General features: G+C 61.5%; 23 protein-coding genes and 1 pseudogene. 12 read left to right on the plus strand and 12 right to left on the minus strand.

Going from position 1 to position 24333, the window contains the following annotated elements; genetic code table 11:
• Positions 1-418 precede the first annotated feature (418 nt).
• A complete protein-coding gene (locus F3J20_RS18440; RefSeq protein ID WP_240159127.1) occupies positions 419-703 on the plus strand; it encodes a ribbon-helix-helix protein, CopG family in 285 nt (94 codons plus the stop codon).
• Positions 704-1171: 468 nt separating this feature from the next.
• Here F3J20_RS18440 and F3J20_RS18450 read toward each other — a convergent pair whose 3' ends face one another.
• The gene (locus F3J20_RS18450) at positions 1172-1777 is read right to left on the minus strand and encodes a TetR/AcrR family transcriptional regulator (RefSeq protein WP_167045644.1); all 606 of its coding nucleotides are present in this window, start codon (positions 1775-1777) and stop codon (positions 1172-1174) included.
• A gap of 127 nt (positions 1778-1904) precedes the next feature.
• On the opposite strand from F3J20_RS18450, the gene F3J20_RS18455 reads away from it, so the two are divergent.
• Positions 1905-2828 (plus strand): NAD-dependent epimerase/dehydratase family protein, encoded by a 924-nt coding sequence (locus F3J20_RS18455; protein ID WP_167284139.1) that lies wholly within the window; start codon positions 1905-1907, stop codon positions 2826-2828.
• 2 nt (positions 2829-2830) lie between these two features.
• Complete coding sequence (locus tag F3J20_RS18460) at positions 2831-3175, plus strand: DoxX family protein (protein ID WP_167045650.1); 345 nt, start codon at positions 2831-2833, stop codon at positions 3173-3175.
• 480 nt (positions 3176-3655) lie between these two features.
• Here F3J20_RS18460 and F3J20_RS18465 read toward each other — a convergent pair.
• Positions 3656-3916 (minus strand): annotated as a pseudogene (locus tag F3J20_RS18465) (alpha/beta fold hydrolase); the annotation flags it as partial.
• Between F3J20_RS18465 and F3J20_RS18470 the strand changes: the two are divergent.
• From F3J20_RS18470 to F3J20_RS18480, 3 genes are all read left to right on the plus strand, one after another.
• Positions 3887-4498: an ABATE domain-containing protein gene (locus tag F3J20_RS18470; RefSeq protein WP_167284177.1), complete on the plus strand. Its 612-nt coding sequence runs from the start codon at positions 3887-3889 to the stop codon at positions 4496-4498. The pseudogene F3J20_RS18465 and the gene F3J20_RS18470 overlap by 30 nt on opposite strands.
• Positions 4499-4950: 452 nt before the next feature.
• Positions 4951-7113, plus strand: a complete 2163-nt coding sequence (locus F3J20_RS18475) for a glycoside hydrolase family 28 protein (RefSeq protein ID WP_167284140.1) — start codon at positions 4951-4953, stop codon at positions 7111-7113.
• 434 nt (positions 7114-7547) lie between these two features.
• Positions 7548-8681: a class I SAM-dependent methyltransferase gene (locus F3J20_RS18480; protein WP_167284141.1), complete on the plus strand. Its 1134-nt coding sequence runs from the start codon at positions 7548-7550 to the stop codon at positions 8679-8681.
• Positions 8682-8771: 90 nt separating this feature from the next.
• Here the strand turns inward: F3J20_RS18480 and F3J20_RS18485 are convergent, their stop codons facing one another.
• Positions 8772-10043 (minus strand): TIGR03862 family flavoprotein, encoded by a 1272-nt coding sequence (locus F3J20_RS18485; protein ID WP_167284142.1) that lies wholly within the window; start codon positions 10041-10043, stop codon positions 8772-8774.
• Positions 10044-10487: 444 nt separating this feature from the next.
• Between F3J20_RS18485 and F3J20_RS18490 the strand changes: the two genes are divergently transcribed.
• The gene (locus F3J20_RS18490; RefSeq protein ID WP_167045668.1) at positions 10488-10697 is read left to right on the plus strand and encodes a DUF1059 domain-containing protein; all 210 of its coding nucleotides are present in this window, start codon (positions 10488-10490) and stop codon (positions 10695-10697) included.
• Between the two features lie 154 nt (positions 10698-10851).
• Here the strand turns inward: F3J20_RS18490 and F3J20_RS18495 are convergent, their stop codons facing one another.
• Positions 10852-11172: a DNA-binding protein gene (locus F3J20_RS18495; RefSeq protein ID WP_167045671.1), complete on the minus strand. Its 321-nt coding sequence runs from the start codon at positions 11170-11172 to the stop codon at positions 10852-10854.
• A gap of 385 nt (positions 11173-11557) precedes the next feature.
• Between F3J20_RS18495 and F3J20_RS18500 the strand changes: the two genes are divergently transcribed.
• Entirely contained in the window at positions 11558-12400 is an 843-nt protein-coding gene (locus tag F3J20_RS18500) for an SAM-dependent methyltransferase (RefSeq protein ID WP_167045674.1), read from the plus strand.
• 96 nt (positions 12401-12496) lie between these two features.
• On the opposite strand, the gene F3J20_RS18505 is transcribed toward F3J20_RS18500, so the two are convergent.
• The gene (locus F3J20_RS18505; RefSeq protein ID WP_167284143.1) at positions 12497-13051 is read right to left on the minus strand and encodes a DUF1415 domain-containing protein; all 555 of its coding nucleotides are present in this window, start codon (positions 13049-13051) and stop codon (positions 12497-12499) included.
• Between the two features lie 54 nt (positions 13052-13105).
• Entirely contained in the window at positions 13106-13747 is a 642-nt protein-coding gene (locus F3J20_RS18510; RefSeq protein ID WP_167284144.1) for a TetR/AcrR family transcriptional regulator, read from the minus strand.
• Between the two features lie 153 nt (positions 13748-13900).
• On the opposite strand from F3J20_RS18510, the gene F3J20_RS18515 reads away from it, so the two are divergent.
• Entirely contained in the window at positions 13901-15184 is a 1284-nt protein-coding gene (locus tag F3J20_RS18515) for an MFS transporter (protein WP_167045683.1), read from the plus strand.
• Between the two features lie 189 nt (positions 15185-15373).
• Positions 15374-15967, plus strand: a complete 594-nt coding sequence (locus F3J20_RS18520) for a nitroreductase family protein (RefSeq protein ID WP_205299333.1) — start codon at positions 15374-15376, stop codon at positions 15965-15967.
• A 118-nt stretch (positions 15968-16085) separates the two neighbouring features.
• Here the strand turns inward: F3J20_RS18520 and F3J20_RS18525 are convergent, their stop codons facing one another.
• The 4 genes from F3J20_RS18525 to F3J20_RS18540 all read right to left on the minus strand — a co-directional run bounded on the left by F3J20_RS18525 (position 16086) and on the right by F3J20_RS18540 (position 19372).
• Entirely contained in the window at positions 16086-16643 is a 558-nt protein-coding gene (locus tag F3J20_RS18525) for a hypothetical protein (RefSeq protein ID WP_167284146.1), read from the minus strand.
• Positions 16640-17032, minus strand: coding sequence for a DUF3592 domain-containing protein (locus tag F3J20_RS18530; RefSeq protein ID WP_167284147.1), 393 nt, complete (start codon positions 17030-17032; stop codon positions 16640-16642). The genes F3J20_RS18525 and F3J20_RS18530 overlap by 4 nt, the downstream gene beginning before the upstream one ends.
• On the minus strand, positions 17029-17505 hold the full coding sequence (locus F3J20_RS18535) for a type VI secretion system tube protein Hcp (protein ID WP_275691471.1): 477 nt from the start codon (positions 17503-17505) through the stop codon (positions 17029-17031). Before F3J20_RS18535 ends, F3J20_RS18530 begins: the two co-directional genes overlap by 4 nt.
• A gap of 382 nt (positions 17506-17887) precedes the next feature.
• Positions 17888-19372 (minus strand): MFS transporter, encoded by a 1485-nt coding sequence (locus tag F3J20_RS18540; RefSeq protein WP_167284149.1) that lies wholly within the window; start codon positions 19370-19372, stop codon positions 17888-17890.
• 219 nt (positions 19373-19591) lie between these two features.
• Here F3J20_RS18540 and F3J20_RS18545 point away from each other — a divergent pair, with 219 nt between their 5' ends.
• Positions 19592-20842: an Hsp70 family protein gene (locus tag F3J20_RS18545; protein WP_167045700.1), complete on the plus strand. Its 1251-nt coding sequence runs from the start codon at positions 19592-19594 to the stop codon at positions 20840-20842.
• A gap of 125 nt (positions 20843-20967) precedes the next feature.
• Here F3J20_RS18545 and F3J20_RS18550 read toward each other — a convergent pair whose 3' ends face one another.
• Entirely contained in the window at positions 20968-21171 is a 204-nt protein-coding gene (locus F3J20_RS18550; RefSeq protein ID WP_007180251.1) for a cold-shock protein, read from the minus strand.
• 430 nt (positions 21172-21601) lie between these two features.
• On the opposite strand from F3J20_RS18550, the gene F3J20_RS18555 reads away from it, so the two are divergent.
• Entirely contained in the window at positions 21602-23197 is a 1596-nt protein-coding gene (locus F3J20_RS18555) for an APC family permease (RefSeq protein ID WP_167045703.1), read from the plus strand.
• Between the two features lie 161 nt (positions 23198-23358).
• On the opposite strand, the gene F3J20_RS18560 is transcribed toward F3J20_RS18555, so the two are convergent.
• The gene (locus tag F3J20_RS18560) at positions 23359-24144 is read right to left on the minus strand and encodes a class III extradiol ring-cleavage dioxygenase (protein ID WP_167284150.1); all 786 of its coding nucleotides are present in this window, start codon (positions 24142-24144) and stop codon (positions 23359-23361) included.
• Positions 24145-24333: the final 189 nt, after the last annotated feature.

Below are 24333 nucleotides of genomic sequence, written 5' to 3' on the forward strand. Positions count from 1 at the left end.
TGTTTTTGCGGCTCAGAGTTAATCCCGTTCAACGGGTATACGCGCGCTATGCAATAAAAGTTAACGCCCATGTAAATGCGATGCGCAGCATGTGCGACATCGTGACAACAAGGGTGCAAATAGCGTGTGCACGGTTGTTGAGTCGAAGTGAATAAAACGAGGCAACGCGAAACTACTTGGCGCAAAAAGGGAGTGCACTCGGCGCAAGCAGCGATAACAGTCTGCGCAGAAAAACGAGATACCGTGAGCAGACGGGTGCGCTAGCGTCGCGAAAAAGGTGCGCTGTGTGTGCGCAGACTTGGCGGCTCGTGCGAAAGTGGTCGCCGGCTGCTAGCAGGCGTCCATCTTGCAACGCCGCTGGAACTTGAACCCTAGCGGTATGATAAAGTATGAACCGGTGTCTAATCGGGAGTCTCCCATGTCTACCACCCTGGAGCGCCTGACGGTAACCATGCCGCCAGAGATGGCAAGCGCCATCAAGCAGGCTGTCGAAGACGGTGAGTACGCATCGACCAGCGAGGTTGTGCGTGAAGCGTTGCGAGAGTGGAAAACCCGGCGTCAACTGATGCTAAGCGAACTGGCCGATCTCAAGGCCGAGATCGATCGAGGTCTGGCGGACGTTGCTGCTGGCCGCGTAAAGAAGTTCGATCCTGAGAGCGTTATTGCCCGAGGGAGGCAGCTATTAGCCGAACGCTCCAGCTAACCGATCGAGCCGAACTCGATCTGGCGGAAATTTGGTCGTACATTGCGGAAGAGGCATCGGAGGCTACGGCCGACCGGTTTGTCGCCGGCCTCTACGAGGCTTGTCAGCAGCTATTACTTTTTCCGTTAGGCTGCCCGGAACGAAGGCAGCTCGCAGCAGATCTGCGAGTGCTATTTCACTCGTCCTACGCTGTTTATTATCGCCCGGCCGATCAGGCGGTGACGATTATCCGGGTGTTGCACGGCGCCCGCGATCTGGGGGCGATAGCAGATCAAGGTGGATTCGATCACTAAGGTATGTCAGGGCCATCCCGGACTCTTGGGTTCTGGTGCTCCCAGAATCGGGTCGGACACGGGAACCAGTGGATCAAGCCCTTGAGATGTCGGAGCAAACTGAAGTTTAATGACGTAACGGTCGGCGAGCGGTCGCTTGCCGGCCAGAAGCGGACCTTCAACACGAAGCGCTTACTTAGCGAAGTGCTGCTGTCACAGCCTCGTCGATCTGCAGCGCAAAGCGCGCTTCAATGTCGGGAACCGGACAACCGATTGACAGTTCCAGATACGCGTCGCCCAGCACCAACTGAACGAATGTCGCGGCTCGTACGACAGCAATCGATTCGTCAAATCGCTTGCGCAGAATTTGGGCGGCAATAGCACGCACGACCTTCGCCCCATTTTCGTAAAACACCTGGCCAAGCTCCGGAAGGCGCTCGGCCTCGGCAACAATGGTTCGGTAAAGCCGCAGATTATCCGGAGTGATAAGGCTGTGTGCTAGCGACCATCCCAACTCGCGCAACTCGACTTCCAGCGCACCATCGGATTGCTCGCGCCGAGAATTGGCAAGCAGCTCGCCTACCTCGGTGCACATCGAAAGCACCAGCCCAACGAACAACGCCTCCTTCGACCCGAAGTGCCGATAGACAGTCTGTTTGGCCACGCCGGCGGCAGAAGCAACATCGTCCATCGTTGCCAGACTGAAACTCTGACGTAGAAAAACGGTTTTCGCACCGTCAAGGATTGCGGATCGCTTGCGGCGTTGCAGCGGGCTCAAGCCAGAAAGTGAAATAGCGTTCATCCCCAATAAATAACAGATCGCCGAATAGTTGACAAGACTGGTTAGTCTCGTTTATCGTTTGCGAAAACGAGACTGTATGGTCTCGTTTGTGACTATTCAACTACGCAGGATATGTTGGGAGAACGCTTTGAAACTATTCATCACAGGTGGCACGGGCTACATCGGGCAAGCGGTCGCCCGCAAGGCAATCGGCCGTGGCCATCACGTAACGGCGCTGGTGCGTCAAGACACATCGGCGGCGGCCAGCGCGCTGGCGCGTCTTGGCGTGAAACTGCACCCAGGTGACCTGCGCGAGCCGCAGTCTTTTGCCGCAGCAGCCGGTGCCGCCGATGGCGTGGTGCACACCGCGTCGACCAATGATGCGTCTGCTGCCGCTACCGATGAGGTCTCAGTCGTAGCAATGCTTTCGCATTTGCGCCCGGGTTCAGTGTTTGTCTATACGTCTGGTATCTGGGTCTACGGCAATACGAACGGGAAACTCGCGACTGAAGCATCGGCTCTCAGTCCGACACCACTCGTGGCCTGGCGGCCCGTGGTGGAACAACGGGTGCAGGCGCTAGCGGCAAACCGTTCAATTGCCGCAGTGATTCTCAGACCGGCGATGGTCCACGGCTACGGTGGCGGCGTCTTCGGCATGCTGGCTGGTATGGCCCAACAGATCGGTGGTGTGAAGATCATCGGCGACAGTCGTAATAGTTGGCCTGCCGTCCATGTCGACGATCTCGCCATCGCTTACCTGCTTGCGCTGGAGCAAGCGGCAAAGGGGAACGGCCAAGTCACGGGACAGATCTTCAATGTGACCGCGGAAGAAGCTGTCGCGGTTACCGAAATAGGCGAAGCAATTCGTGCTTCGGTCGGCGCCGATCGCATCGAGCTCTGGCCGCTCGACGACGCCCGCCAATCACTTGGTGCATTTGCCGACGCCTTGGCGCTCGATCAAACGGTAAGTGGTCAGCTCGCGCGGCGAATTCTTGCATGGGAACCCCAAGGCCCCGGCCTGATTGCAGACCTCTCCATGCAAACATATTTTCAGCAAAGCAGTGGAGCGTAACGATGATCTGGAGCAGTGTATCTGTCGAATCAATTCTCGCAACGATCGTGGCGGCCTTGTTCGCGATTGCAGGGGTGGTCAATCTCGCAGGACTCGGCGCGGTGAAGCAAGACTTCGCACGCTGGGGTTACCCGGCATGGCTGCGTTTGCTCTGTGGTGCTCTCGAACTACTCAGTGCGGCATTTCTTCTTGGACAACAAACCAGGGTCTTGGGTCTGGCGGTGGCCGCCGCGATCTTGATCGCAGCGCTCTTCACGCTGCTGCGGAACCGGGAGCCATTCCGGCATCTCGCGCCGGCACTGGTCTTTTCGGCTTTGGTGGCGGCCAATTTTGCTATCCGCTGTTGAAGTTTTCGTGCCGTCGGGCGAGTAAGCCAGGATGTTATTCGGCCAAATCAATGACCGTTTTGGGTCGCCTTCAGCCATAGACGGCATTGGTGCATTCGTGCGACCGTTTGGATGGTAGGACTCAAGTCGATAGTCGAACCAAAGTTGCAGTTCAAAGTGGGGGCATTTTTCGGGGCATTCAATCTTACAATTAGCCTGCCTATCTCTTTATTGCTGACCGTATAAGGTCCATTCGAGTCCCTTGCAGCCGCACCAAGTTGCGTTACCCGCATTACCCTGAAAACCCCGCGAGATACTGTCTCCCGGGGTTTTTCTTTTGCCGCCGCGCTCAATCAAAGCTCCCTTGAATCGACTCGACTTCGCCGCCGCCCATTCTCAGCGTCGAGTCGAGCCCGGCACGTCATCCAGTGTGCGGCGGTCGAGACAACAATCGAATCAACATTCCGCACCCGTCTGACGGCGGTGGCGCGTCCAATCGCATCATCGGGACAGAAACTCGCGGATCGCATCGGCGATTTCGCTCGCGTGCGTTTCGAGCGCGAAGTGACCGGTGTCGAAGAATCGCACCACCGCGTCCGGAATATCGCGCCGGAACGCCTCGGCACCCGCCGGCAGGAAGAACGGATCATGCTTGCCCCACACCGCCAGCAACGGCGGCCGATGGGTACGGAAATAGTCCTGAAACGCGGGGTATAACGCGACGTTGTTGCGATAGTCGCGGAACAGGTCGAGCTGGACCTCGATTTCCTGAACTCGGTCGCGACTCCTGGGGATGAGGAAGTCGACTGGATCAGCGACGGCGAAGGGCTGCTGGCCTGGCTCGAGCAGGCGCGAATGATGCCGCCCGAGGCGCAGGCGGCATTGCGCGCGCAATTCGCATCGCACGAATTCGATGTGGTCGCCGGGCAGGCGCGAGCGTTACGCGAGTGGTTCAGGCGCTTCGTCAGCGAGAACAAAGGGCGGCCGCTGGCTGCCGCCGATCTCGTCGGGCTCGAGCCCTTGAATCAGCTTCTCGGGCGGGACGAGCGATATGGCGAAGTCGTGCCCGGCGTAGATGCCGCGTTGGAATTTCGCGAGAGCCGCCGCTGGAAATCGCCCGAATCTTTGTTGATGCCGATTGCGCAGGCATTGGCGCAGCTCGTGTGCAACGAGGATTTCACGCAGGTGAAAGCGTGCGAAGGTCCTCGTTGCACACTGCTGTTTGTCGATCACACACGCGGACATGCCCGGCGGTGGTGCAGCATGGCGGTTTGCGGCAATCGCGCGAAAGTTGCCGCACATCGGAAGCGGCTCAGGAAGCCGGACGGCGAAGGCGGCGATTGACGCTGCGCCGGCGGGCTGGCTGAAGTTGGCCGTGATGTCGCGCGATGCGTTGAGTTGAGCGGAGTCGAGCCGTTCGACGCTTCGTGCCACCGGCCGCGTTTCTGGCGCGCTGAATTTCGGCGGTATCTGCAACCCCGTAGAACCCAATGGTTTACGGGTTTTTTGTTGCGTGTCCCGCGCTTCTCGGGAGCTCGCCCTCATCACGCTAACTTTTGTTCATAGTTATCGTATGTCTTACATCATGATGTGTGGTGTACTCACGCGTATAACCCAATTTACGTCATAAAACGAAAAATTTCCCGACAGAAATAAGTAAATTCGCGGCCTTTCCTATTCAGGTAAACCTCGATTATTTGTATGTCGTCTTACAAGATAGGATTGAAACATCCGCGTTCGCAGGCGCTGCGGCACGTGTCGGGCACACCATATAAGTGACAGGAGACTAGAGCTTCATGACAAAAAAAGTAGACGCATCACGCAACGACGCGCTGCAGGAGCGCCCGCAATCGCCGGCTCGCCGCAGCTTTCTCGCGTTCGCCGGCGCCACGGCCGGGGCCGGGCTGATTGCCGGCTTGCCCGGCTGCGGCAGTTCCGACTCGCCTTCCGCCAGCAACGGCGGCAGCACCACGCCGCCCGCCACCACCCCGCCGCCGACCGCTGCAGCCGATCCGATCTGGGGGCCGAGCGGCGAAGCCACGGCGATCATCAACAAGCTCGCCAACATCACACCGTCGATGTTCGCGTCGACCGATTTTCAGGTGACGAGCTACGGCGCGCAGCCGCTGCCCGCGGCGGCCCTGATCCTGTCGACCGCGTGGCCGGGCGGCCCGATTCCCTGGGTGACCGGCGGCTCGGAGCAGACCGCGCATCCGACGAGCGACCTGCAAAGCCCCGGCTCGAACATCATGGTGCCGTGCGACTACACAGACTCGGCCTACGATGCGTGCGCCGCGTTCAACGCCGCGATCCGCGCCGCGAACCAGGCCGGCGGCGGCCGCGTGGTCGTGCCGGCCGGCAACTGGTATTGCGGCGGCCCGATCGTGCTGCTGAGCAACGTGAATTTCCACCTCACCGCGGGCTGCGCGATCTATTTCAGCCCGAACCCGGCCGATTACGCGAAGAACGGCCCGTATCCGACCGCAAACGGCAACCTGTACTGGACGCGCTGGCAGGCCAACGACTGCCTGAACTTCGGCTCGCCGATCTACGCGTATCAGCAGAAGAACATCGCCGTGACCGCCGACGACAACAGCTGCGTGCTCAACGGCCAGGCCATGACGCCGATCCAGCTCAGCACCCAGCCGCCGACCTCGTGCTGGTGGACGTTCAAGGGATCGAGCAGCACCTACGGCTGCACCAGCTCGACCACGACGACGCAGGCCTACGCGAATCCGAACAACGTCGCGCTGACGAGCCTGCCCTCGTCGCAGATCACGAATCCGAAGGCCAACGTGTCGTTCACGAACCAGGACGGCACCACCACGACGCTGATGACGCTGCTCACCGGCACCGGCTGGAATCAGGATCAGAACTATCTGCCCGCGCTGTCCGAGCTCGGCGTGCCGGTGCTGAACCGCGTGTTCGGCAACGGCCACTATCTGCGTCCGTGCATGATCGAGTTCATCGGCTGCACCAACGTGCTGCTGCAGAACTACCACACGCAGAACACGCCGTTCTGGCAGCACCATCCGACCGCCTGCTCGAACGTCGTGATCGACGGCGTGTTCGCCGACAGCGTCGGCCCGAACAACGACGGCTTCGATCCGGACGCGTGCAACACCGTGCTCGTGCAGAACGTCCAGTTCAATACCGGCGACGACTGCATCGCGATCAAGTCCGGCAAGTGCCTCGACACCGAGTACGGTCCGATGCAGAACATCGTGGTCCAGAACTGCACGATGCAAAGCGGCCACGGCGGTCTCACGATCGGCAGCGAAATGAGCGCGGGCGTGGAAAACGTCTACGCGCGCAATCTGACGATGCAGAACGAGAACTGGGCCAGCAATCCGCTGAACATCGCGCTGCGCTTCAAGACCAACATGAACCGCGGCGGCTTCATCAACAACGTGTGGATCAACGGCGTGACGCTGCCCAACGGCGTGAACCTCGCGGGCAAGTTCGGCGGCGGCGCGCTCGGCTCGGCTTTCCCGGGTTCGGTGCCGGGCACGGGCACGGTCGGCCTCGCGGCGAACCCGTCGACGGGGCAGGGCGGCCTCATCACGTTCGACTGCGACTACAGCGCGTCGGGCGATGCGGTGCGCTGGAATCCGGCGACGATCAACAACGTCAACATCTCGAACGTGACCGCGACCGACGTGTCGGGCAGCGTAACGTACGCGATGACGTCGGGCTTCACCGCCGGCGCGAATTCGTGCTTCCAGGCGATCGTCGCGCAGGGTCCGGTGGCCGCCGACTACAACGGTCCGCTGCCGGTGCCGACCGTCACGCCGATCACAGGCGTGACGATCACGAACTGCAACCTCGGTACGCCGGTGTGCGTCGGACCGGCATCGTCGACGGTGCCGGGACCGGTTTTCGTCGCCAACACGAACGGCATCACGCTGAACAACGTGGTGATCGCGGGTACGGCCTACAACTCGGTGCTGACCGGTTGATGCGGCTCGGCACCGGCGGGCGGGGCCCGCTGGTGCCTGATTTCGCGTGGCTGGCTCGAACCATGAGAAAAAAGAACGCTGTCGATGTTTTGACGGCGTTTTTTGTTTTTCTGAGAAAATATGCAATGAAATATCGTGATAAATGAGAATTTTATGGTGACTTCGCATGGATGGAGAGCATTCCATGCCACTTCGAAATAGAGATATCTCTTTCACCTTGTCGATTGTGGACTTTTTAGTCTATTTTCCGTGCTAACCGCACTACGGAACTCACCTTAACCTCTGCACCGGTACGCCCCGTACACCTCGCTCCACCGGTCCACGCACCACCGGTACGGTACTATTCGGGCGTCGCCCGGTATGGCCCGCGGACGTTCCGGCTCGCAGCAGCGGGCAACGGCTCCGGCGACGCACCATCGACCCCACCCGATCTCATGACCAGCGCCGCAACTTCCGCAACCATCACCTGGCCCGAAGCCGACGGCCCGCGCACCGCGCGTTGGCGTTCCGAGGCGGCCGTGCCGCCGCCGAAGCGCGTCGTCGTCGCCGATGACCGCACCACTGCCGACTCGGCCTACCGGCTTGCTTGCGAAGGCACGGCCCTGCTGTGGCGCGGCGACTTCCAGAACGCGCGCCAATTGCTGCAAGCCGTCACGCGCCGGCTCGAACGCAAGCCGCGCAAGCAGGGCGCGACGCCGCTCGATGCGTTCAATCTGCATCGGCAGGCACAGTCGCAACGCGCACGCACGCTCGGCATGATCCTGATTCCGCTCGACGCCGATTACGGCATTTCGCTGCGCCGCGCGCCGGACGTGCGGCAGGCGTGCGAGGAAGCCTACGGGCCAGCCGTTGATGAAGCCTCGGTCGTGTCACTGCGCGAACTGCTCGGTCTGATCGGCGCGCACGAATGGCGCAAGAAGGGCGTGGAGATTCCCGCGCTCGGCGAGCGCATCCATCCGCACTACGGCGTGTTTTCACCGGTGCGCGGCGAATACGTGGATCTCGTCGCGCGCGCGCCGCTGCCCGCGCTCGACAAAGCCTTCGACATCGGCACTGGCACGGGCGTGCTGGCCGCGCTGCTCGCCAAACGCGGCGTGCAGAAAATCGTCGCGACCGATCAGGACCCGCGCGCGCTCGCGTGCGCGAGCGAAAACCTCGCGCGTCTCGGTTACGCGCAGCAGGTCGAGATCGTGCAGACGGATCTGTTTCCGCAAGGGCAGGTACCGCTCGTCGTCTGCAATCCGCCGTGGGTGCCGGCGCGGCCCGCATCGCCGCTCGAATACGCGGTCTACGATCCGGACAGCCGCATGCTGCTCGGTTTCCTCAACGGTCTCGCGGATCATCTGTCGCCGGGCGGCGAAGGCTGGCTGATCATTTCCGATTTCGCCGAGTATCTCGGTCTGCGCTCGCGCGAATGGCTGTTGGCCGCCATCGACAACGCGGGGCTCAGCGTCGCGGGGCGCGAGGATATTCGTCCGCGGCATCCGAAGGCGAGCGACAGGAACGATCCGCTCCATGCGGCACGGGCGGCCGAGGTGACTTCGTTGTGGCGGCTTAAGGTGCGGTGAAGGAAAACGGCGTGAGGGGCGCTGTATCCTTGCCACTCGATTTGCCACTTGATTTGCGCCCCGGTCCGCACCCCAATCACAATCCGCGCCTCACACCGAAGCCGCGCGCGCTTCCAGGTACGCGCACGCGCCCCGACCCGCCACGAGCCCGCTCGCGAAGCACGCCGTCAGCAGATATCCGCCGGTCGGCGCTTCCCAGTCGAGCATTTCGCCGGCGCAGAACGCGCCGGGCATCTGCCCGATCATCAGATTGCCGTCGAGCGCTTCGAACGGAATGCCGCCGGCGGTGCTGATCGCTTCCTCGATCGGCCGCGTCCGTACGAGCCGTACCGGCAGCGCCTTGATCGCCTGCGCGAGAGCGGTGGCGTCGGTGAAGGCTTCCTTTGGCAGAATTTCGTGCAGCAGCGCCAGTTTGACCCCGCCAATCCCGATCCGGCCATGCAGATGGCTCGCAATCGAACGCGAGCCGCGCGGTCGCGTCACTTCCGCGACGACTCGCTCGAGAGGCAAGCCTGGCGCGAGATCCAGTGAAATCGTGACGTCGCCGTCGGCCAGAATCCGCTCGCGGATCGGCGCCGACAACGCGTAAATCAGGCTCCCTTCGAGGCCCGTTTCAGTCAGAAGTGCTTCACCTTGTCGATTGTGGACTTTTTTGTCTAAATCGGTGAGTGTGATCGCGATGGGCTTGAGCGGCTGACCCGCGAAACGCTCGCGCAGATAAGGGCTCCAGTCCGCGTCGAAGCCGCAGTTCGCGGGGCGCAGCGGCGTCACCGGTATGTCGCGCGTGGCCATCAGCGGCACCCATGCGGCGTCGGAGCCGAGGCGCGGCCAGCTCGCGCCACCGAGCGCGAACACCACGGCGTCGCAGCTGACGGTCTGTTCGCCGCCCAGTGTGTCGAACCGAAGCGTGTGAGCCGCGGTGTCGCCGGAAGTCGTGGCCCAACCGCTCCATTGATGACGCATATGAAACTGCACACCCGCTTCGCGTAGCCGATGCAGCCACGCGCGCAGCATCGGCGCGGCCTTCATGTCGGACGGGAAGACTCGCCCCGAACTGCCGACGAACGTCTCGACGCCCAGTTCGTGCAGCCACGCGCGCAGCGCATCGGGGCCGAACGCATCGAGGAGCGGCGCGATCTGCGCGCGGCGCGCGCCGTAGCGTCCAAGAAACGGTTCGAGCGATTCCGAATGCGTGATGTTCATGCCGCCTTTGCCCGCCATCAGAAACTTGCGGCCGACCGATGGCATCGCGTCATACACGTGGACTTGCACGCCGCGCCGGGCAAGCGTCTCGGCGGCCATCAGGCCGGCGGGGCCGCCGCCGATCACGGCGACGCAGGGGGAATCGAGCGAGGATGGCATGCGGTTCTGCGGATAAGCGGGGCGGGCAGCGCCGGGTTCGCGGAACGAGCGGACCGCAGCACGAAGGGCGTTATTGTCACATCGCACGCAGCAGGGAGCAAACGCGGCCGGGTACCGATACCGGCACAGACACGACGTTCGGCGCGGTGCGGATGGGCCGGAAAATACTGGATTCCGTCGCCCCCGGCGTTGCTGTGCATGGCGTTCGCCGCATCGCTGCCGACCCTCGCGACCTATACTTTTCAAACACCTTCCATCGGACGCCGTTCGCGTCGTTCCCCCGCCGATCACCGCGTTGATCCCCTCGCTTTGCTGCGCCGTGTCGCCGCCGACGACATGCCCGCCGTCGCCATGCGCGGCAGCGTCATCGCGTCAGATGGCAGCCGACGCGCTTCGCGCGTTCAATCGATGGAAGGGCCGATCGTCTCTATCAAGGAGATTGCCATGAGCCGCCAATACATCGACTGTCGCGAGTTTCCGAGCGAAATGCATTGCACCGTTGCGTTGTCCGCCGACAGCGAGAGCGAATTGCTCGAAGCTGCCGTCCAGCACGCGGTCTCGGTTCACAAACATGCGGATTCGCCGGAACTGCGCACGCAGCTCAAAACGCTATTTCATGAGGGAACGCCGCCGCTCGAAGCGCCGCAGGCGTGAATGGAAGGCAGCGTCGCGAGCGACTCAAAAGAGCAGAGGCCTTGCATCGCGAGCGGCGTCCAGCCGCTCGCGCATTGTCATGGCGGATCGTCGTGAATGGGAGTTCGTTACGCAATGCCAGGCATCCGGCGATTCGCGCCGCGCTCCCGAACCGCTAGCCGGGGTAGGCTTCGTCCACTTTCAGCCCGGCGAGCTTGAAGATGACGCGCAGTGTTTGCGGCTTGATGTCGCGCCGCGACGCCAGCGTAGTCATCACGAAGTCGAGTACTTTCGCGTACTTGAGCATCGTGAGGCACGTTTCGAGATCGACGCTGCCGTCGCGCATGATTTCCGCGAGCCGCAGCATTTCGGTGGAGATGTCTCGCGCCATCTCCAGTTCGAGCTGCTGTTTCTCCGACCAGGCTGGCGTCGTGGTGAGCTTTGCCAGCATTTCCTGAAACTTCTGTTCAACGTTGCCGTTGGGTACCGTATCCATTGCTGCCTCATCTATCATCCGAGCACACGTCCGGTTGCGATCCGGACGTGCCGCTGGTTACGTAACGTTCGGTCCGTGTTCCGGGACCGTCCTCCCCACATGCTTTCGGTTCGCGTGTCCGGCGTTGCGCCTGCAGCGTCCTGTTTCTGGCGACACGGCTTGGACCCGGGAGCCCGGCCGGCGCATAAGCTGTCTTCAGGCCATTCCCGCGACGCCTCCGCGCGTCGCTTTCCGAGCAGGAAGTGTTCCAGGTTGATGGCATGCCTTGCATGATTCGTACGGCTTCCTCGCGGGGAGCGTCGCACTTTGGGTAAACTGGCAGCAACTTTTCTCTTTTTCCGTCATCTGTCGCACGTTCGCGTTGTAATTGATGCCGGCTTACACGATGTCAGGTAAATCTCACGAAATCCGTCCTAACCAGTCCGTCGAACTCCTGAAGGAACTCCATATCCTCACGCGCGACGGCAAGATGAATCAGGACAGCCGCCGCAAGCTGAAGCAGGTCTACCACCTGTTCCAGTTCATCGAGCCGTTGCTCAAAGACCTCAAGAGCGCACAAGACGGCCTGACCCTCGTCGATCACGGCGCGGGCAAGTCCTACCTCGGTTTTATTCTGTACGACCTTTTTTTCAAGGAGTTTCAGGACACTGCAGGTGGGGCTTCGCACATTTACGGCATCGAAACGCGCGAAGAACTCGTTACGAAGTCCGAAGAGTTGGCCGCGCGGCTCGGCTTCAAGGGGATGTCGTTCCTGAATCTGTCGGTGGCGGAGTCGATCACGTCGACGCGTCTGCCCGCGCAGGTCGACATCGTGACGGCGCTGCATGCGTGCAATACCGCGACCGATGATGCGATCCGCTTCGCGCTCGAAAAGCACGCGAAGTACATCGTCGTCGTGCCGTGTTGTCAGGCTGAAGTGGCCGGCGTGTTGCGGCAGAACAAGGGACGGTCGCTGAAGAACGCGTTGACGGAAATCTGGCGGCATCCGCTGCATACGCGCGAATTCGGCAGCCAGATCACCAATGTGCTGCGCTGTCTGCAACTCGAGGCGCACGGGTATCAGGTCAGCGTGACCGAGCTGGTCGGCTGGGAACACTCGATGAAAAACGAGCTGATCGTCGCGCACTACAAGGATCTGCCGCGGCGCCGGCCGGCCGAACGGCTGACCGAGGTGATGGACACGCTCGGGCTCGAGGCGTTGAAAGAGCGGTTCTTTTTGCCGGCTTGAAGTCTTTGCTTGACGTTTCTTTGAGTTCGTCGGTTTGGTGGGCAGGCGGTTTGGCGCGCGGCGTGAATAGCCGTTAGCGTGGCGCGCTTTACCGCTTCACCGTTTCATCAACGCATTCCAGCCCGAGAGACCGATGCGCCGCAGCGTGTCCTGATTGCGCTCGTAGATCTCTTCCGCCTCGGGGAACGCTGCCACGGCCCGATCGATGCTGTCTTCGCGCAGCAGATGCAGGATCGGATAGGGCGCCCGGTTCGTGTAATTCTCGATGTCGTCGGGCTCGCTGTCTTCGAACTGGTAATACGGATGAAAGCTCGCGATCTGGATGATCCCTTCGAGTCGCAACTGTTTGATGAGCCGGTCCGCGAAGTAGAGGCCATCGTTGAAGTCGAGGAAATCGCCGAGTGCGCGCGGCAGGATCAGCAGCGTGGTGTCGACGGCATTCGGATCGGCATCGACGAGTGCCTGAAGCTCGGCTTCGAGATCGGCCAGCACCGCTTCCATGTCTTCGGCGTCGCTGACCGCGTAGCGAATCTGCCCTTTCACATGCACGGCTTTGGCGAATGGGCACAGGTTGAGCCCGATCACGGCCTCGGTCAGCCAGTGGCGGGTTGCGGCGATAACGGTGTCGTGAGATTCGGCGGGCAACGGCATGGGATGAGCGAGGCGGGTAAAAACGCCATTTTAGCGGCGGGGATCGGCGCCAACTCAACGCGCTTGCGGCCCACCGCACGCTGCGGCGATCAACTGCGCGGCAACCTTCGGCGCGGCCAGAATCGGTCCGCATCCTGGCCCGTACGTCTGACTCGCCGCATACACGCCCTCGATCAGCAAGCCGAGCGCATTCGCGAGCGCGGCCGGATCGTCCGCGCCGGCCGCCGTCGACAGGTCGAGCAGACGCGCCATCAGACGCTCCTTGTTGCGGAACACGAACTGCCGCGCCGGATGCCCGGTATCTGCGAATTCCACCGAGACGTTCACGAACGGACAGCCGCGATAGTTCTCGACGGATGCGCGCACCGAGAGATCGTCGAAATACTGCTGAAGCTGCTTTGCCGGTTCGCCCGGATGTTTGGCGAAGCTTTTTTCCACGTAGCCGAAGAACTGCTCGTCCTTCTGTTCGAGATACGCCATCACGAGTTCGTCTTTCGACGAAAACTGCCGGTACAGACTCATCTTGTTCACGCCGGCATGCTCGACCACCGCATCGACGCCGACCGTGCGCACGCCTTCGCGATAGAACAGTTCGCTCGCGGCGCGCAACAGATTGCGCTGCGCCTGCGGCCCGGCCGTCGGCACGCCGCGCGCGCGCCGTGCCGGAGAAGGCTTGGGAGTTTCGCTATCGGACATGGATGGATACCTGCTGAAATTGACGCCTTGACATGTTACCGATCGGTAACTAAGATCGCAACACTATTGTGACCGCTCTGTCACAAGTTCCTTTGCCGAAGCCGTAACGATACGCGCGGCGCTGCTGCACGGCGCGCGTCGACTGGAGAACCGATGAACTGGGCTGCGAGACTGATAGGCGGGCGTTTCCACTACGGGTGGCTGACCGTCGCCGTGGTGTTTCTGGTGCTGCTCGCCGCGGCGGGCACGCGCGCCACGCCGAGCGTGATGATGGTGCCGCTCGAACACCAATTCGGCTGGAGCCGCGCGACGATTTCGCTGGCGATCTCCGTGAACATTGCGCTGTACGGCCTGATGGGGCCGTTCGCGGCGGCCGCGATGCAGCGCTTCGGCGTGCGTCCCACGCTGCTGACCGCGCTCGCCACGATGGCGGCGGGCGTGGCGCTGTCGTCGCTGATGGCGCACCCGTGGCAGATGGTGCTGATCTGGGGCGTGATGGTCGGCGGCTCGACCGGCGTGGCGGCGCTATCGTTGTCGGCGACCGTCGTGACGCGCTGGTTCACGACGCGCCGCGGTCTCGTGATGGGCATCCTGACGGCCAGTTCGGCCACGGGCCAGCTCGTGTTCCTGCCGATGCTCGCGGCGATCGCCGAGCACTACGGCTGGCGCCAGGTCGTGTGGGTCGTGGCGCTCGCGGCCGGCATCGTGATTCCGCTCGTCGCGTTCCTGCTGCCCGAGCATCCGGAAGACATGAAACTGCGCCCGTACGGCGAGCCGCACGATGCGCCGCTCGCCAAGACCGTCACGAAGCAGAATCCGCTGGCGATCGCATTCGGCACGCTCGCGTCGGCGAGCCGGACGCGCGATTTCTGGCTGCTGTTCTTCAGCTTTTTTATTTGCGGCGCGAGCACCAATGGCTATGTCGGCACCCATCTGATCGCGATGTGCGGAGACTACGGCATGACCGAGGTGCAGGGCGCGTCGCTGCTCGCTGCGATGGGCGTGTTCGATCTGTTCGGCACGACGCTGTCGGGCTGGCTGTCGGACCGTTTCAATAGCCGCGTGCTGCTGTTCTGGTACTACGGCCTGCGCGGTTTGTCGCTGATGTATCTGCCGCACGCGTTCGGTATCGACTTCTTCGGCTTGCCGCTGTTCGCGGTGTTCTACGGCCTCGACTGGATTGCCACGGTGCCGCCTACCGTGCGTCTTGCCACCGACGTCTACGGCAAGGAATCGGCGCCGATCGTGTTTGGCTGGGTGGTGGCGGGCCACCAGCTCGGTGCTGCGTTTGCGGCGCTCGGCGCAGGCATGCTGCGCGCGAGCCTCGGCACCTACACTGTGGCGTCGATGATCTCGGGCGGCTTGTGCCTCGTCGCCGCGGTGATCGTGCTGCGTATCAACCGGCCAGCCAAGGTGCCGACGCCGCAGGCGGTCTAACGCTGTTTGCCCAGTGTGATGGCGTCGTAAAACACGCAGCAGCGGATGGCCCCGCAACGGGGCCGTCCGCTTTTTGCGGCTAGCGCGCATACGACCGTCCCGCCCGGTGGAGCGTGTGCCGAAAGCCCGTTATCCTATGTGGCCCCGGGCAGCCGCCCGGCGATCATGGATTTCCACCGAGAGAAGCGCATGACCAACAAACCCGCCTCTACTGAAGTTGCCATTCACGAGCTGATTGCAGGCCGCTGGAGCCCGCGCGCGTATTCGAGCGAGCCGGTGAGCCGCGAGCAGCTGCGCGCCGTGCTCGAAGCGGCGCGCTGGGCGCCGTCTTCGTACAACGCGCAGCCTTGGCGTTTTCTCGTCTTCGATCGCAGCGTCGACGAAGTTGCATTCAAGAAGGCTTTTGCCACGCTGGTGCCGTTCAACCAGGGCTGGAATGCGCCTGTGCCGGTGCTGATCGTGGTGACCACGCACACGCTCACCAACAAGGGTGAGGTGAATCGCTGCGCGCAATACGATGCGGGCGCGGCGGCCATGTCGCTGGTGTTGCAGGCTCATGCGCTCGGGCTGGCCGCGCATCAGATGAGCGGTTTCGACGTGAACGCATTCCGCACGGCCTTCGAGTTGCCGAGCGACGTCGAGCCGATCGCGGTCATTTCGCTGGGCCATTATGGTGACGTCGAGAAACTGGACCCGGTGCTGCGCGAACGCGAGAAGGCGGCGCGCCAGCGTGCGCCGTTCGCGGACATCGCGTATGGCGGTGGGTGGAAGAAGGCTTTTTGAGAGGCTGATTCGCGGCACTTGCCGTGAGTGGCTATAAAAAACGCGCGGCATTGTTCGCGCGTTTTTTTCGTGGGGTTATGCGGGGCGTACAGGAGTGATGTCAGTCGGAGTAAAGGCTCTAATAGGTAATTTGCCCTGGCATGAATGCCAGGGCAGCCATATTCTGTAGGCCTTCGTTGACGCCTGCCATTGTCAAAGCTGCTGGAGCGCTTCGAATCGCCATGCCGATCAAATCTGGTTTGGCGACTCCCATCAAAAGCAAGGCTCGGCTGATCCCTAGCATCATTAACGATCCGTTGCCGCCCAGCAGATATCCTCCTGCCCCTTCCAGATATACCGTTCCACCCTCGAGGCTCCGCGGGTCCTTCAAATCCACCCCTTTGAAGCTTTCGGTTAGAAAAAGTTTTCCATAGCTTTTGAAATTGGACGTAGCCGCCGATCCACTCAATTCATCTCCTTTGACAATAATCTTGGGGAGCGCCAGTTTCGGAATACGCAGAAGTGACGTTAGCGCCCATGAAAGCGAGAGGCCGAACGCACTAAAAAAATATCGATGTCTATTCCCTTCGAGATCATCGAGAACAAATATTCCACCTTCGGTGGAAAACATACCGTAGCCAGCTCCACCGCCGGCACTCGTATCAAATGTCCAACCGCTTTTTCTCAATATCTTCATCTGATACTTACTCGCTCAAATCTCAAGTCTCTTACTCCACCAATCAAAAACATGGCCACGAGAAAGAGCAAGAAGAAAAACCATATCCAGATATCGATGATGCTGTCGATTACCACAGATGCCCGGGGAGCATCAGCGCTATAGCGAATCCTTAATTTCTGGCCAATTTCTACTGCCTGCCATGAACTGGCAGGCAAGCGGTAATGCTGTCCATTGGTGGCATCGAATTCTATTTGAGGGTGATGGTTACCCGCATTCAGACGGGCTACTCTGGCTATACCAACAGCAGAGGTTCGGTAAAAAACCATCGTGTTTAAACCAACAAGCGCCGCCATAATCAATAAGACGCCGCCAATTGCCAGTGCGACGTAGTTATAAGACCTTTTCATTGTTCACGATTCTCTCTGATATCAAAGCTGGCGGTAACGGTACCAGAACTGCCGCCCGACTGAGACTGGATCGTATATTCCTGCTTTACGCGAGCGAAGGAAAGGGTGACACTTTCGTGGTAGTTGTAATCGAAAACAATCGGCTCAACAGCTGTAATAAGAACATCCCCCATTGTGATTGTCAGAAAGTCGAGCGGCTGTCCTCCGGATTTTCGTACCGACAGAGTAGCTTCGGGGATACGACGGCCGGTGAGACAATAACGCATCAGATTGGGGCTGGCGCGATCGATTTGGTGAACGAATTGCAGATCATTGATCGTAGCTTTGCCCATGCCACCACCTGAGCCGGAGACCATCGAAGATGACTGGGCCATCTTCCAGTGCCAGCTAATGAGTTCGATTTCACCTTTATGAATGACATCCTGCGATTCGCCTGCCATGCCGCCAATCTTTAAAAAATATCGGCCATGCAAAAATCTCCGTACGCGTTGTTCAATTTATCTTCTCTTTCACCCAATACGGACCGAAAAGGTCTATAGCTCAAAAGAAGTGCCGAACCATGCTACCAAGGGCGATTTGAATATTTTTTTCGGGATAGAGTGGTGAGCGCATAGGAATGCGTTGTTTGCGTGGTCGTTCACAACCCTCGTGGCTGAAAAGCCTTGTGTGGACGGGGATCACAATGTCACTGCGCCGCTCATGGCGCGCAAGATGACTCGGCGCTGGCACCTGCTTATTCGTGAAACAGTGTCAAAACTCGCGTGACGTTACAGCGCGTAGACGCGGAGTCGTGAACATGAGTGGCGAACATATCGGGCATGAGCGAAAGAGTCGGGTCGTCGAGAGTCCCGTTGACTACCCATGCCGATCCCCATCGTCCCCCACACTCGACAGCGGCGCCGCCACCTGTTCGAGCGATTTACGCTCCGCATCCACTCCCCAGATCGCCGCGACGATCGCCGCCGCCAGCATCAGCGCCGAGCCGACCAGATAGCCGAAAAACACTTCGCCGCGCTGGTGCGTATCGATCAGCCGGCCGAAAAACGCTGGCCCGACAATGCCGCCGAGCGCCGTGCCGAACGCATAGAACACCGCGATCGCGAGCGCGCGGATTTCGAGCGGAAACGATTCGCTCACCGTCAGATACGCCGAACTCGCGGCCGCCGACGCGAAGAAGAAAATCACCATCCACGCGACCGTCTGCGTGACGACGGTGAGCAGTTGCCGCTCGAACAGGTAACCGGAGAGCGTCAACAGGATCGCCGACAGCGCATAGGTCGTCGCGATCATCTTGCGCCGGCCGATCACGTCGAAGAGCCGGCCGAGCACGATCGGTCCGAGGAAATTGCCGAGCGCGAACGGCAGCAGATACCAGCCGATATGGCCGCCCGGCACGCCATAGAAATCGGTCAGCACGAGCGCGTAGGTGAAAAAAATCGCGTTGTAGAAGAACGCCTGCGCGGTCATCAGCGTGAGGCCGACCAGCGCACGACGTCGATGCACGTTAAAGAGCGTATGGAACACCTCGCGCAATGGCGTATGGCCGCGAACACGCAACCGCAGCCGCGTGAGGCTGTCGTCGGCGAGCGTGTGGCCTTCGTTGCGAAAGCGCGTCTCGATGCCGGCGACGATCTCCCGCGCATCGCGTTCGCCGCCGTGCGTGAGTAGCCAGCGCGGACTTTCGGGCGCCCAGACGCGCATCGGCAGGATCACGAGCGCGAGCACCGCGCCGATGAAGAAGCAGGCGCGCCAGCCCCAATCGGCCGGCAGCAGGTGCGGGTCGAGCAGCACCAGCGAGCCCGCCGCGCCGAGTCCGGCGCCGACCCAGAACGTGCCGTTGATGCCGAGGTCGGTCCAGCCGCGCACGCGCGCCGGCGTGAATTCCTGGATCGTCGAATTGATCGCCGTGTATTCGCCGCCGATGCCCGCACCGGTCAGGAAGCGAAACAGCATGAAGCTCGCGAGATTCCACGACAGCGCGGTGGCCGCGGTCGCGGGCAGATACAGCGTGAGCGTGATGAAAAAGAGCTTGCGGCGGCCGAGCCGGTCGGTCAGCCAGCCGAAGCCGAGCGCGCCGAGCACCGCGCCGGCAATGTACGCGCTGCCGGCGAGGCCGACGTCGGCATTCGAGAAGCGCAGCGCCGGGCTCGTTTTCAGCGCGCTCGCGACCGCGCCGGCCAGCGTCACTTCAAGGCCGTCGAGCAGCCACGTCACGCCGAGCGCCACGACGATCAGCGTATGAAAGCGGCCCCACGGCAGGCGGTCGAGCCGCGAGGGCAGATCGGTCTCGATGAGCGTGGCGTTTTTCTCGTCGATGGCGGCGGTGGGCGGCGCGCTCATTGCTCGAAGTCTCCGTGATGGCGAATTCTGGTGGTGTATCCTGCCCGAAGGAGCAATATCTGTTCCGTGTGTTTTTGCCCGCTTTCGTTCGCTCTGGTTCGGCTCGCGTTTTGCGATGTCCCGACCACCGCGGATACCTCAGTTGATACTGGCCGAGTTTTCGTGATACAAAGCCGCTCCCCTTTCTGTCCGCGCCAGCCGTGAGCGGCGATTCCTGCCATGAACTATTGCGCGATTGACTTCGGTACTTCCAACTCGGCCGTCGCGATTTCCGATGGTGTGCAGCTAAGGCTCGCGCCGGTCGAGGGCGCCTACACAACGCTGCCGACCTCGGTCTTTTTCAATACCGACGAAAACACCAGCGAATTCGGGCGCGCGGCGCTCGCGGCCTACATCGACGGTTTCGATGGCCGTCTGATGCGCTCGATGAAAAGCATTCTCGGCTCGCCGCTCGCCGAGAATTCGACCGATCTCGGCGACGGCTCCGCGATCAAATATACGGACGTGATCGCGATTTTCCTGAATCACCTGAAGCGCTCGGCCGAAACGAGCGCCGGCGAGGCGATCGACCGCGCGGTGCTGGGCCGTCCGGTGTTTTTCGTCGACGACGACCCGCGCGCCGACCAGATGGCACAGCAGCAGCTCGAAGCCGCAGCTCGCACGGTCGGTTTGCGCGAGATTCATTTCCAGTATGAGCCGATCGCCGCCGCGTTCGACTACGAATCGCATCTGACGGAAGAGGGGCTCGTGCTCGTGGCCGACATCGGCGGCGGTACGTCGGACTTTTCGCTCGTGCGCGTCGGGCCGCAGCGGATGAAGCGCGTCGAGCGCAAGGACGACGTGCTGGCTCATCACGGCGTGCACGTCGCGGGCACGGACTTCGACCGCCGCGTCGAACTCTCGACGATCCTGCGCGAACTCGGCTATCAGTCGCTCGATCCGGAAGGCCGCGAAATTCCGAACCGGATCTATTTCGATCTCGCGACCTGGCATCTGATCAACACCGTGTACACACCGAAGCGCGTCAGCGAGCTGGCGCTGATGCGGCATCTTTTCAGCGACGCAAGGCATCACGACCGGCTGATGCGCGTCGTCGAGCAGCGCTTTGGCCATGCGCTCGCCGCGCATGCGGAGGAGGCGAAAATCGGCGTCGCGGCGGGCGGCGAGACCGTGATCGATCTCGAGGAAGTGGAAGACGACCTGCGCCTCGCGTTCGACGAAGCGCAGCTCATCAAGGCCGGCGATGACGAAACGCGGCGCATCGTGCAGGCGGCGCGCGATACGGTCCAGGCGGCAGGCGTCGCGGCGCGCGATGTCGACGCGGTCTACTTCACGGGCGGCTCGACGGGCCTCGCGTTTTTGTCGGGCGCGCTGGCCGCGGCATTTCCGGATGCGAAAGCGGTGTTCGGCGACCGGCTCGCGAGTGTGGCGACCGGCCTCGGCATTCATGCCCGGCGCGTGTTTGGATAATCTCGAATAATCGTCAAATAAACCGTAGCGGATTGCGAAGTTAATCCGCGCATTCAATTTGTGACGGATAATAAAAAACCCCGCCGAAGCGGGGTTTGGGGTGCGTCCAGAAGGAAGCGCGGAGCTTACACCGGCTTGATGTTAGCCGCTTGCTTGCCCTTCGGGCCCGTCTTCACTTCAAACGTCACCTTCTGGTTTTCTTGCAGCGTCTTGAAGCCTTCCGTGCGGATTTCCGAGAAATGCGCGAACAGATCTTCGCCGCCGCCGTCCGGCGTGATGAAGCCAAAGCCCTTTGCGTCATTGAACCACTTGACGGTACCGGTTTCCATATTACTTTTTCCTAAAAATGGTAAATAAGGCCGAAGCCCGGGGGTGCATGAAAATCAAGGAAGGGGTAATGGGACCAACCGGAGTACCGTTGATGGGCGACCTACGAAAGAACCACTTCACTCGCCACTTGAAATCCTGCTCCAACTTTATACGGCGATTTCGCCAAAAGGTCAACAGTCTGTGAGACTCTCGGCCATACTTTGACAGACTTGGTCGTAAATTTCTTACAAAGCTTGCGGATCTGGACATCTTTTTGCTAGGGAGAACCCTTGATTTCGCTGCAGTAATACGGTGCAACCGTTAAACTACGCGCCGCGCGTCGGTTGCACCTGATTTGCCTCTTTCGACGCGCATTCATGCGTGTCACCCGTTCCCAGCGCCACAAGCGATGTCACGCGGTGCCGGCATGGTTCTGATTTAGGAGAAGACGTGAAAAGTTCTATACAACGGAACATCGGGCCATTCGCACTGATGCTGACCGGTTTGGGCTCGATTATCGGATCGGGCTGGCTGTTTGGCGCGTGGAAGGCCGCAAAGATTGCCGGTCCGGCCGCTATCTGCGCCTGGATCATCGGGGCGGTTGTGATTCTTGCGATTGCGCTGACCTACGCGGAACTCGGCGCGATGTTTCCGGAATCTGGCGGGATGGTGCGCTACGCGCGCTACTCGCACGGGGCGCTGGTCGGTTTCATCAGCGCGTGGGCCAACTGGATCGCGATCGTATCGGTGATTCCGATCGAGGCCGAGGCGTCCATTCAATACATGAGCACGTGGCCCTACGACTGGGCTCATGCGCTGTTCGTCAACGGATCGTTGACCACGAACGGCTTGCTGCTGTCCGCCGGGCTCGTGATCATCTACTTCCTGCTGAACTATTGGGGCGTGAAGCTGTTCGCGCGCGCCAATACGGCGATCACGATCTTCAAGTTCATCATTCCCGGCGCCACGATCCTCGGGCTGATGCTGACCGGCGTCCACACCGAGAACTTCGGGCAGACCACCGCGTTTGCGCCGTACGGCTGGTCGGCGGTGCTGACCGCCGTCGCGACGAGCGGCATCGTGTTCGCGTTCAACGGCTTCCAGAGTCCGATCAACCTCGCCGGCGAAGCGCGCAATCCGGCGAAGAGCGTGCCGTTCGCGGTGATCGGCTCGATCCTGCTCGCGCTCGTGATCTACGTGCTGCTGCAGATCGCCTACATTGGCTCGGTGAACCCGGCTGACGTGATGAAGGGCTGGAGCCACTTCAGCTTCGCGTCGCCGTTCGCGGAACTGGCGATCGCGCTGAACCTGAACTGGCTCGCGATCCTGCTGTACGTCGATGCGTTCGTGAGCCCGAGCGGCACCGGTACGACCTATATGGCGACCACGACGCGCATGATCTACGCCATGGAGCGCAACAACACGATGCCGAAGATCTTCGGCCAGGTGCATCCGTTCTATGGCGTGCCGCGTCCGGCGATGTGGTTCAACCTGTTCGTGTCGTTCATCTTCCTGTTCTTCTTCCGCGGCTGGAGCTCGCTCGCGGCGGTGATCTCGGTCGCGACCGTGATCTCCTACCTGACCGGCCCGATCAGCCTGATGGCGCTGCGCCGCGCCGCGACCGATCTCGAGCGTCCGCTGAAGATCGCGGGCATGAAGGTGATCGCCCCGTTCGCGTTCGTCTGCGCCTCGCTGATCCTGTACTGGGCGAAGTGGCCGCTGACCGGCGAAATCATCCTGCTGATGGTCGTCGCGCTGCCGGTGTACTTCTACTTCCAGGCGAAGTCGGGCTTCGAGGGCTGGGGCCGCGATCTGAAGGCCGCATGGTGGCTGGTCGCGTATCTGCCGGTCATGGCGGTTCTGTCGCTGATCGGCAGCAAGGAGTTCGGCGGCTTCGGCGTCCTGCCGTACGGCTGGGACATGCTGGTCGTGATCGCCTTCTCGCTGGCGTTCTACTACTGGGGCGTCAATAGCGGCTATCGCTCGGAGTATCTCGACGAGCGCGAAGAGCACGACGAAGTGCTCGAAGGGATCGGCGCGCATTAAGCGCTGCGCTCCCGAGCTGCCGGACCGCAACCGCGGTCGGTCTGGTCCGGACGAAACAAAGCCCGCCTGAGTTGCTCAGGCGGGCTTTTTTGTTGACGCTGCGCGGCGGCGGGCGTGTTGGCGATCCGTTGCCGGTTGGGCCCGCGCGCGCCGAAGCCGGATCAGGCGGAGCCGAACACGTAGTTGGTCATCGCCAGCGAGCGCTGGTAAGTGCCGAGCGACTGGATCGCCAGCGAATAATCGTCGTCCGCGACGCCGAGTGCGGCGAAGACGGGCAGCAGATGCTCGTCGGTCGGGTGCATCAGCACCGCGTGCGGCGCCTGGCGGCGATAGTCGAGCAGCGCGTCGATGTCGCGTGCGGCGAGCTTCTCCTCGAACCAGCCGGTGAATTCGGCGACGCGCGGATCGGCATCTTCCGGACGCGCCGAAAAATCGGCGGCGCGCAAGTTATGCGTGATCTGGCCGGAGCCGATCACCATCACGCCTTCGTCCTTCAGCGCCCGCAGCGCGCGGCCGACGCGGAAATGATGTTCCGCGTTCAGATGCGGCTGGATCGACAGTTGCGCGATCGGCACGTCGGCATGCGGGAACATAAGCAGCATCGGTACCCATGCGCCGTGGTCGAGGCCGTGCGGCTGAACGTCGGCGGCGATACCGTTCGCACCGAGCAGCGCGGCGGCGCTGCGCGCGACGTCGGGCGCGCCCGGCGCCGGGTACTGGATTTCGTACAACTGGCGCGGAAAGCCGTAGAAATCGTGGATGGTCTCGGGCGCCGTCGCGATGCTCGCGAGCGGCTGGGCGCTGCCCCAATGGGCGGACAGCATCAGCACGGCCTCGGGACGCGGCAGTTGCGCGCTCAGCGCGCCGAATTCAGCGGACGGCATCGACGGATCGATCGGCAACGTAGGCGCACCGTGGGACAGAAAAAGCGAAGGTAAGCGGTTCATGGCGACAACGCGGCCTTGCGGTCGCGGCGTGGAGATTGAATTACCACGAATATAAGTCCGCACGGCTGCTTGATAAACGGGCCAAAGCGGATTTGATTGTGTCGCCGATGTTGTTAATCGTCCCGTGTCGCTGCCAGAGCCGCCAGAGGGCGCGGCACGTACGCCGGTGCCGCGAGCCGCGGTGCCGGG

It is taken from the genome of Paraburkholderia sp. Cy-641, assembly GCF_011752945.1.
Lineage (GTDB): Bacteria > Pseudomonadota > Gammaproteobacteria > Burkholderiales > Burkholderiaceae > Paraburkholderia.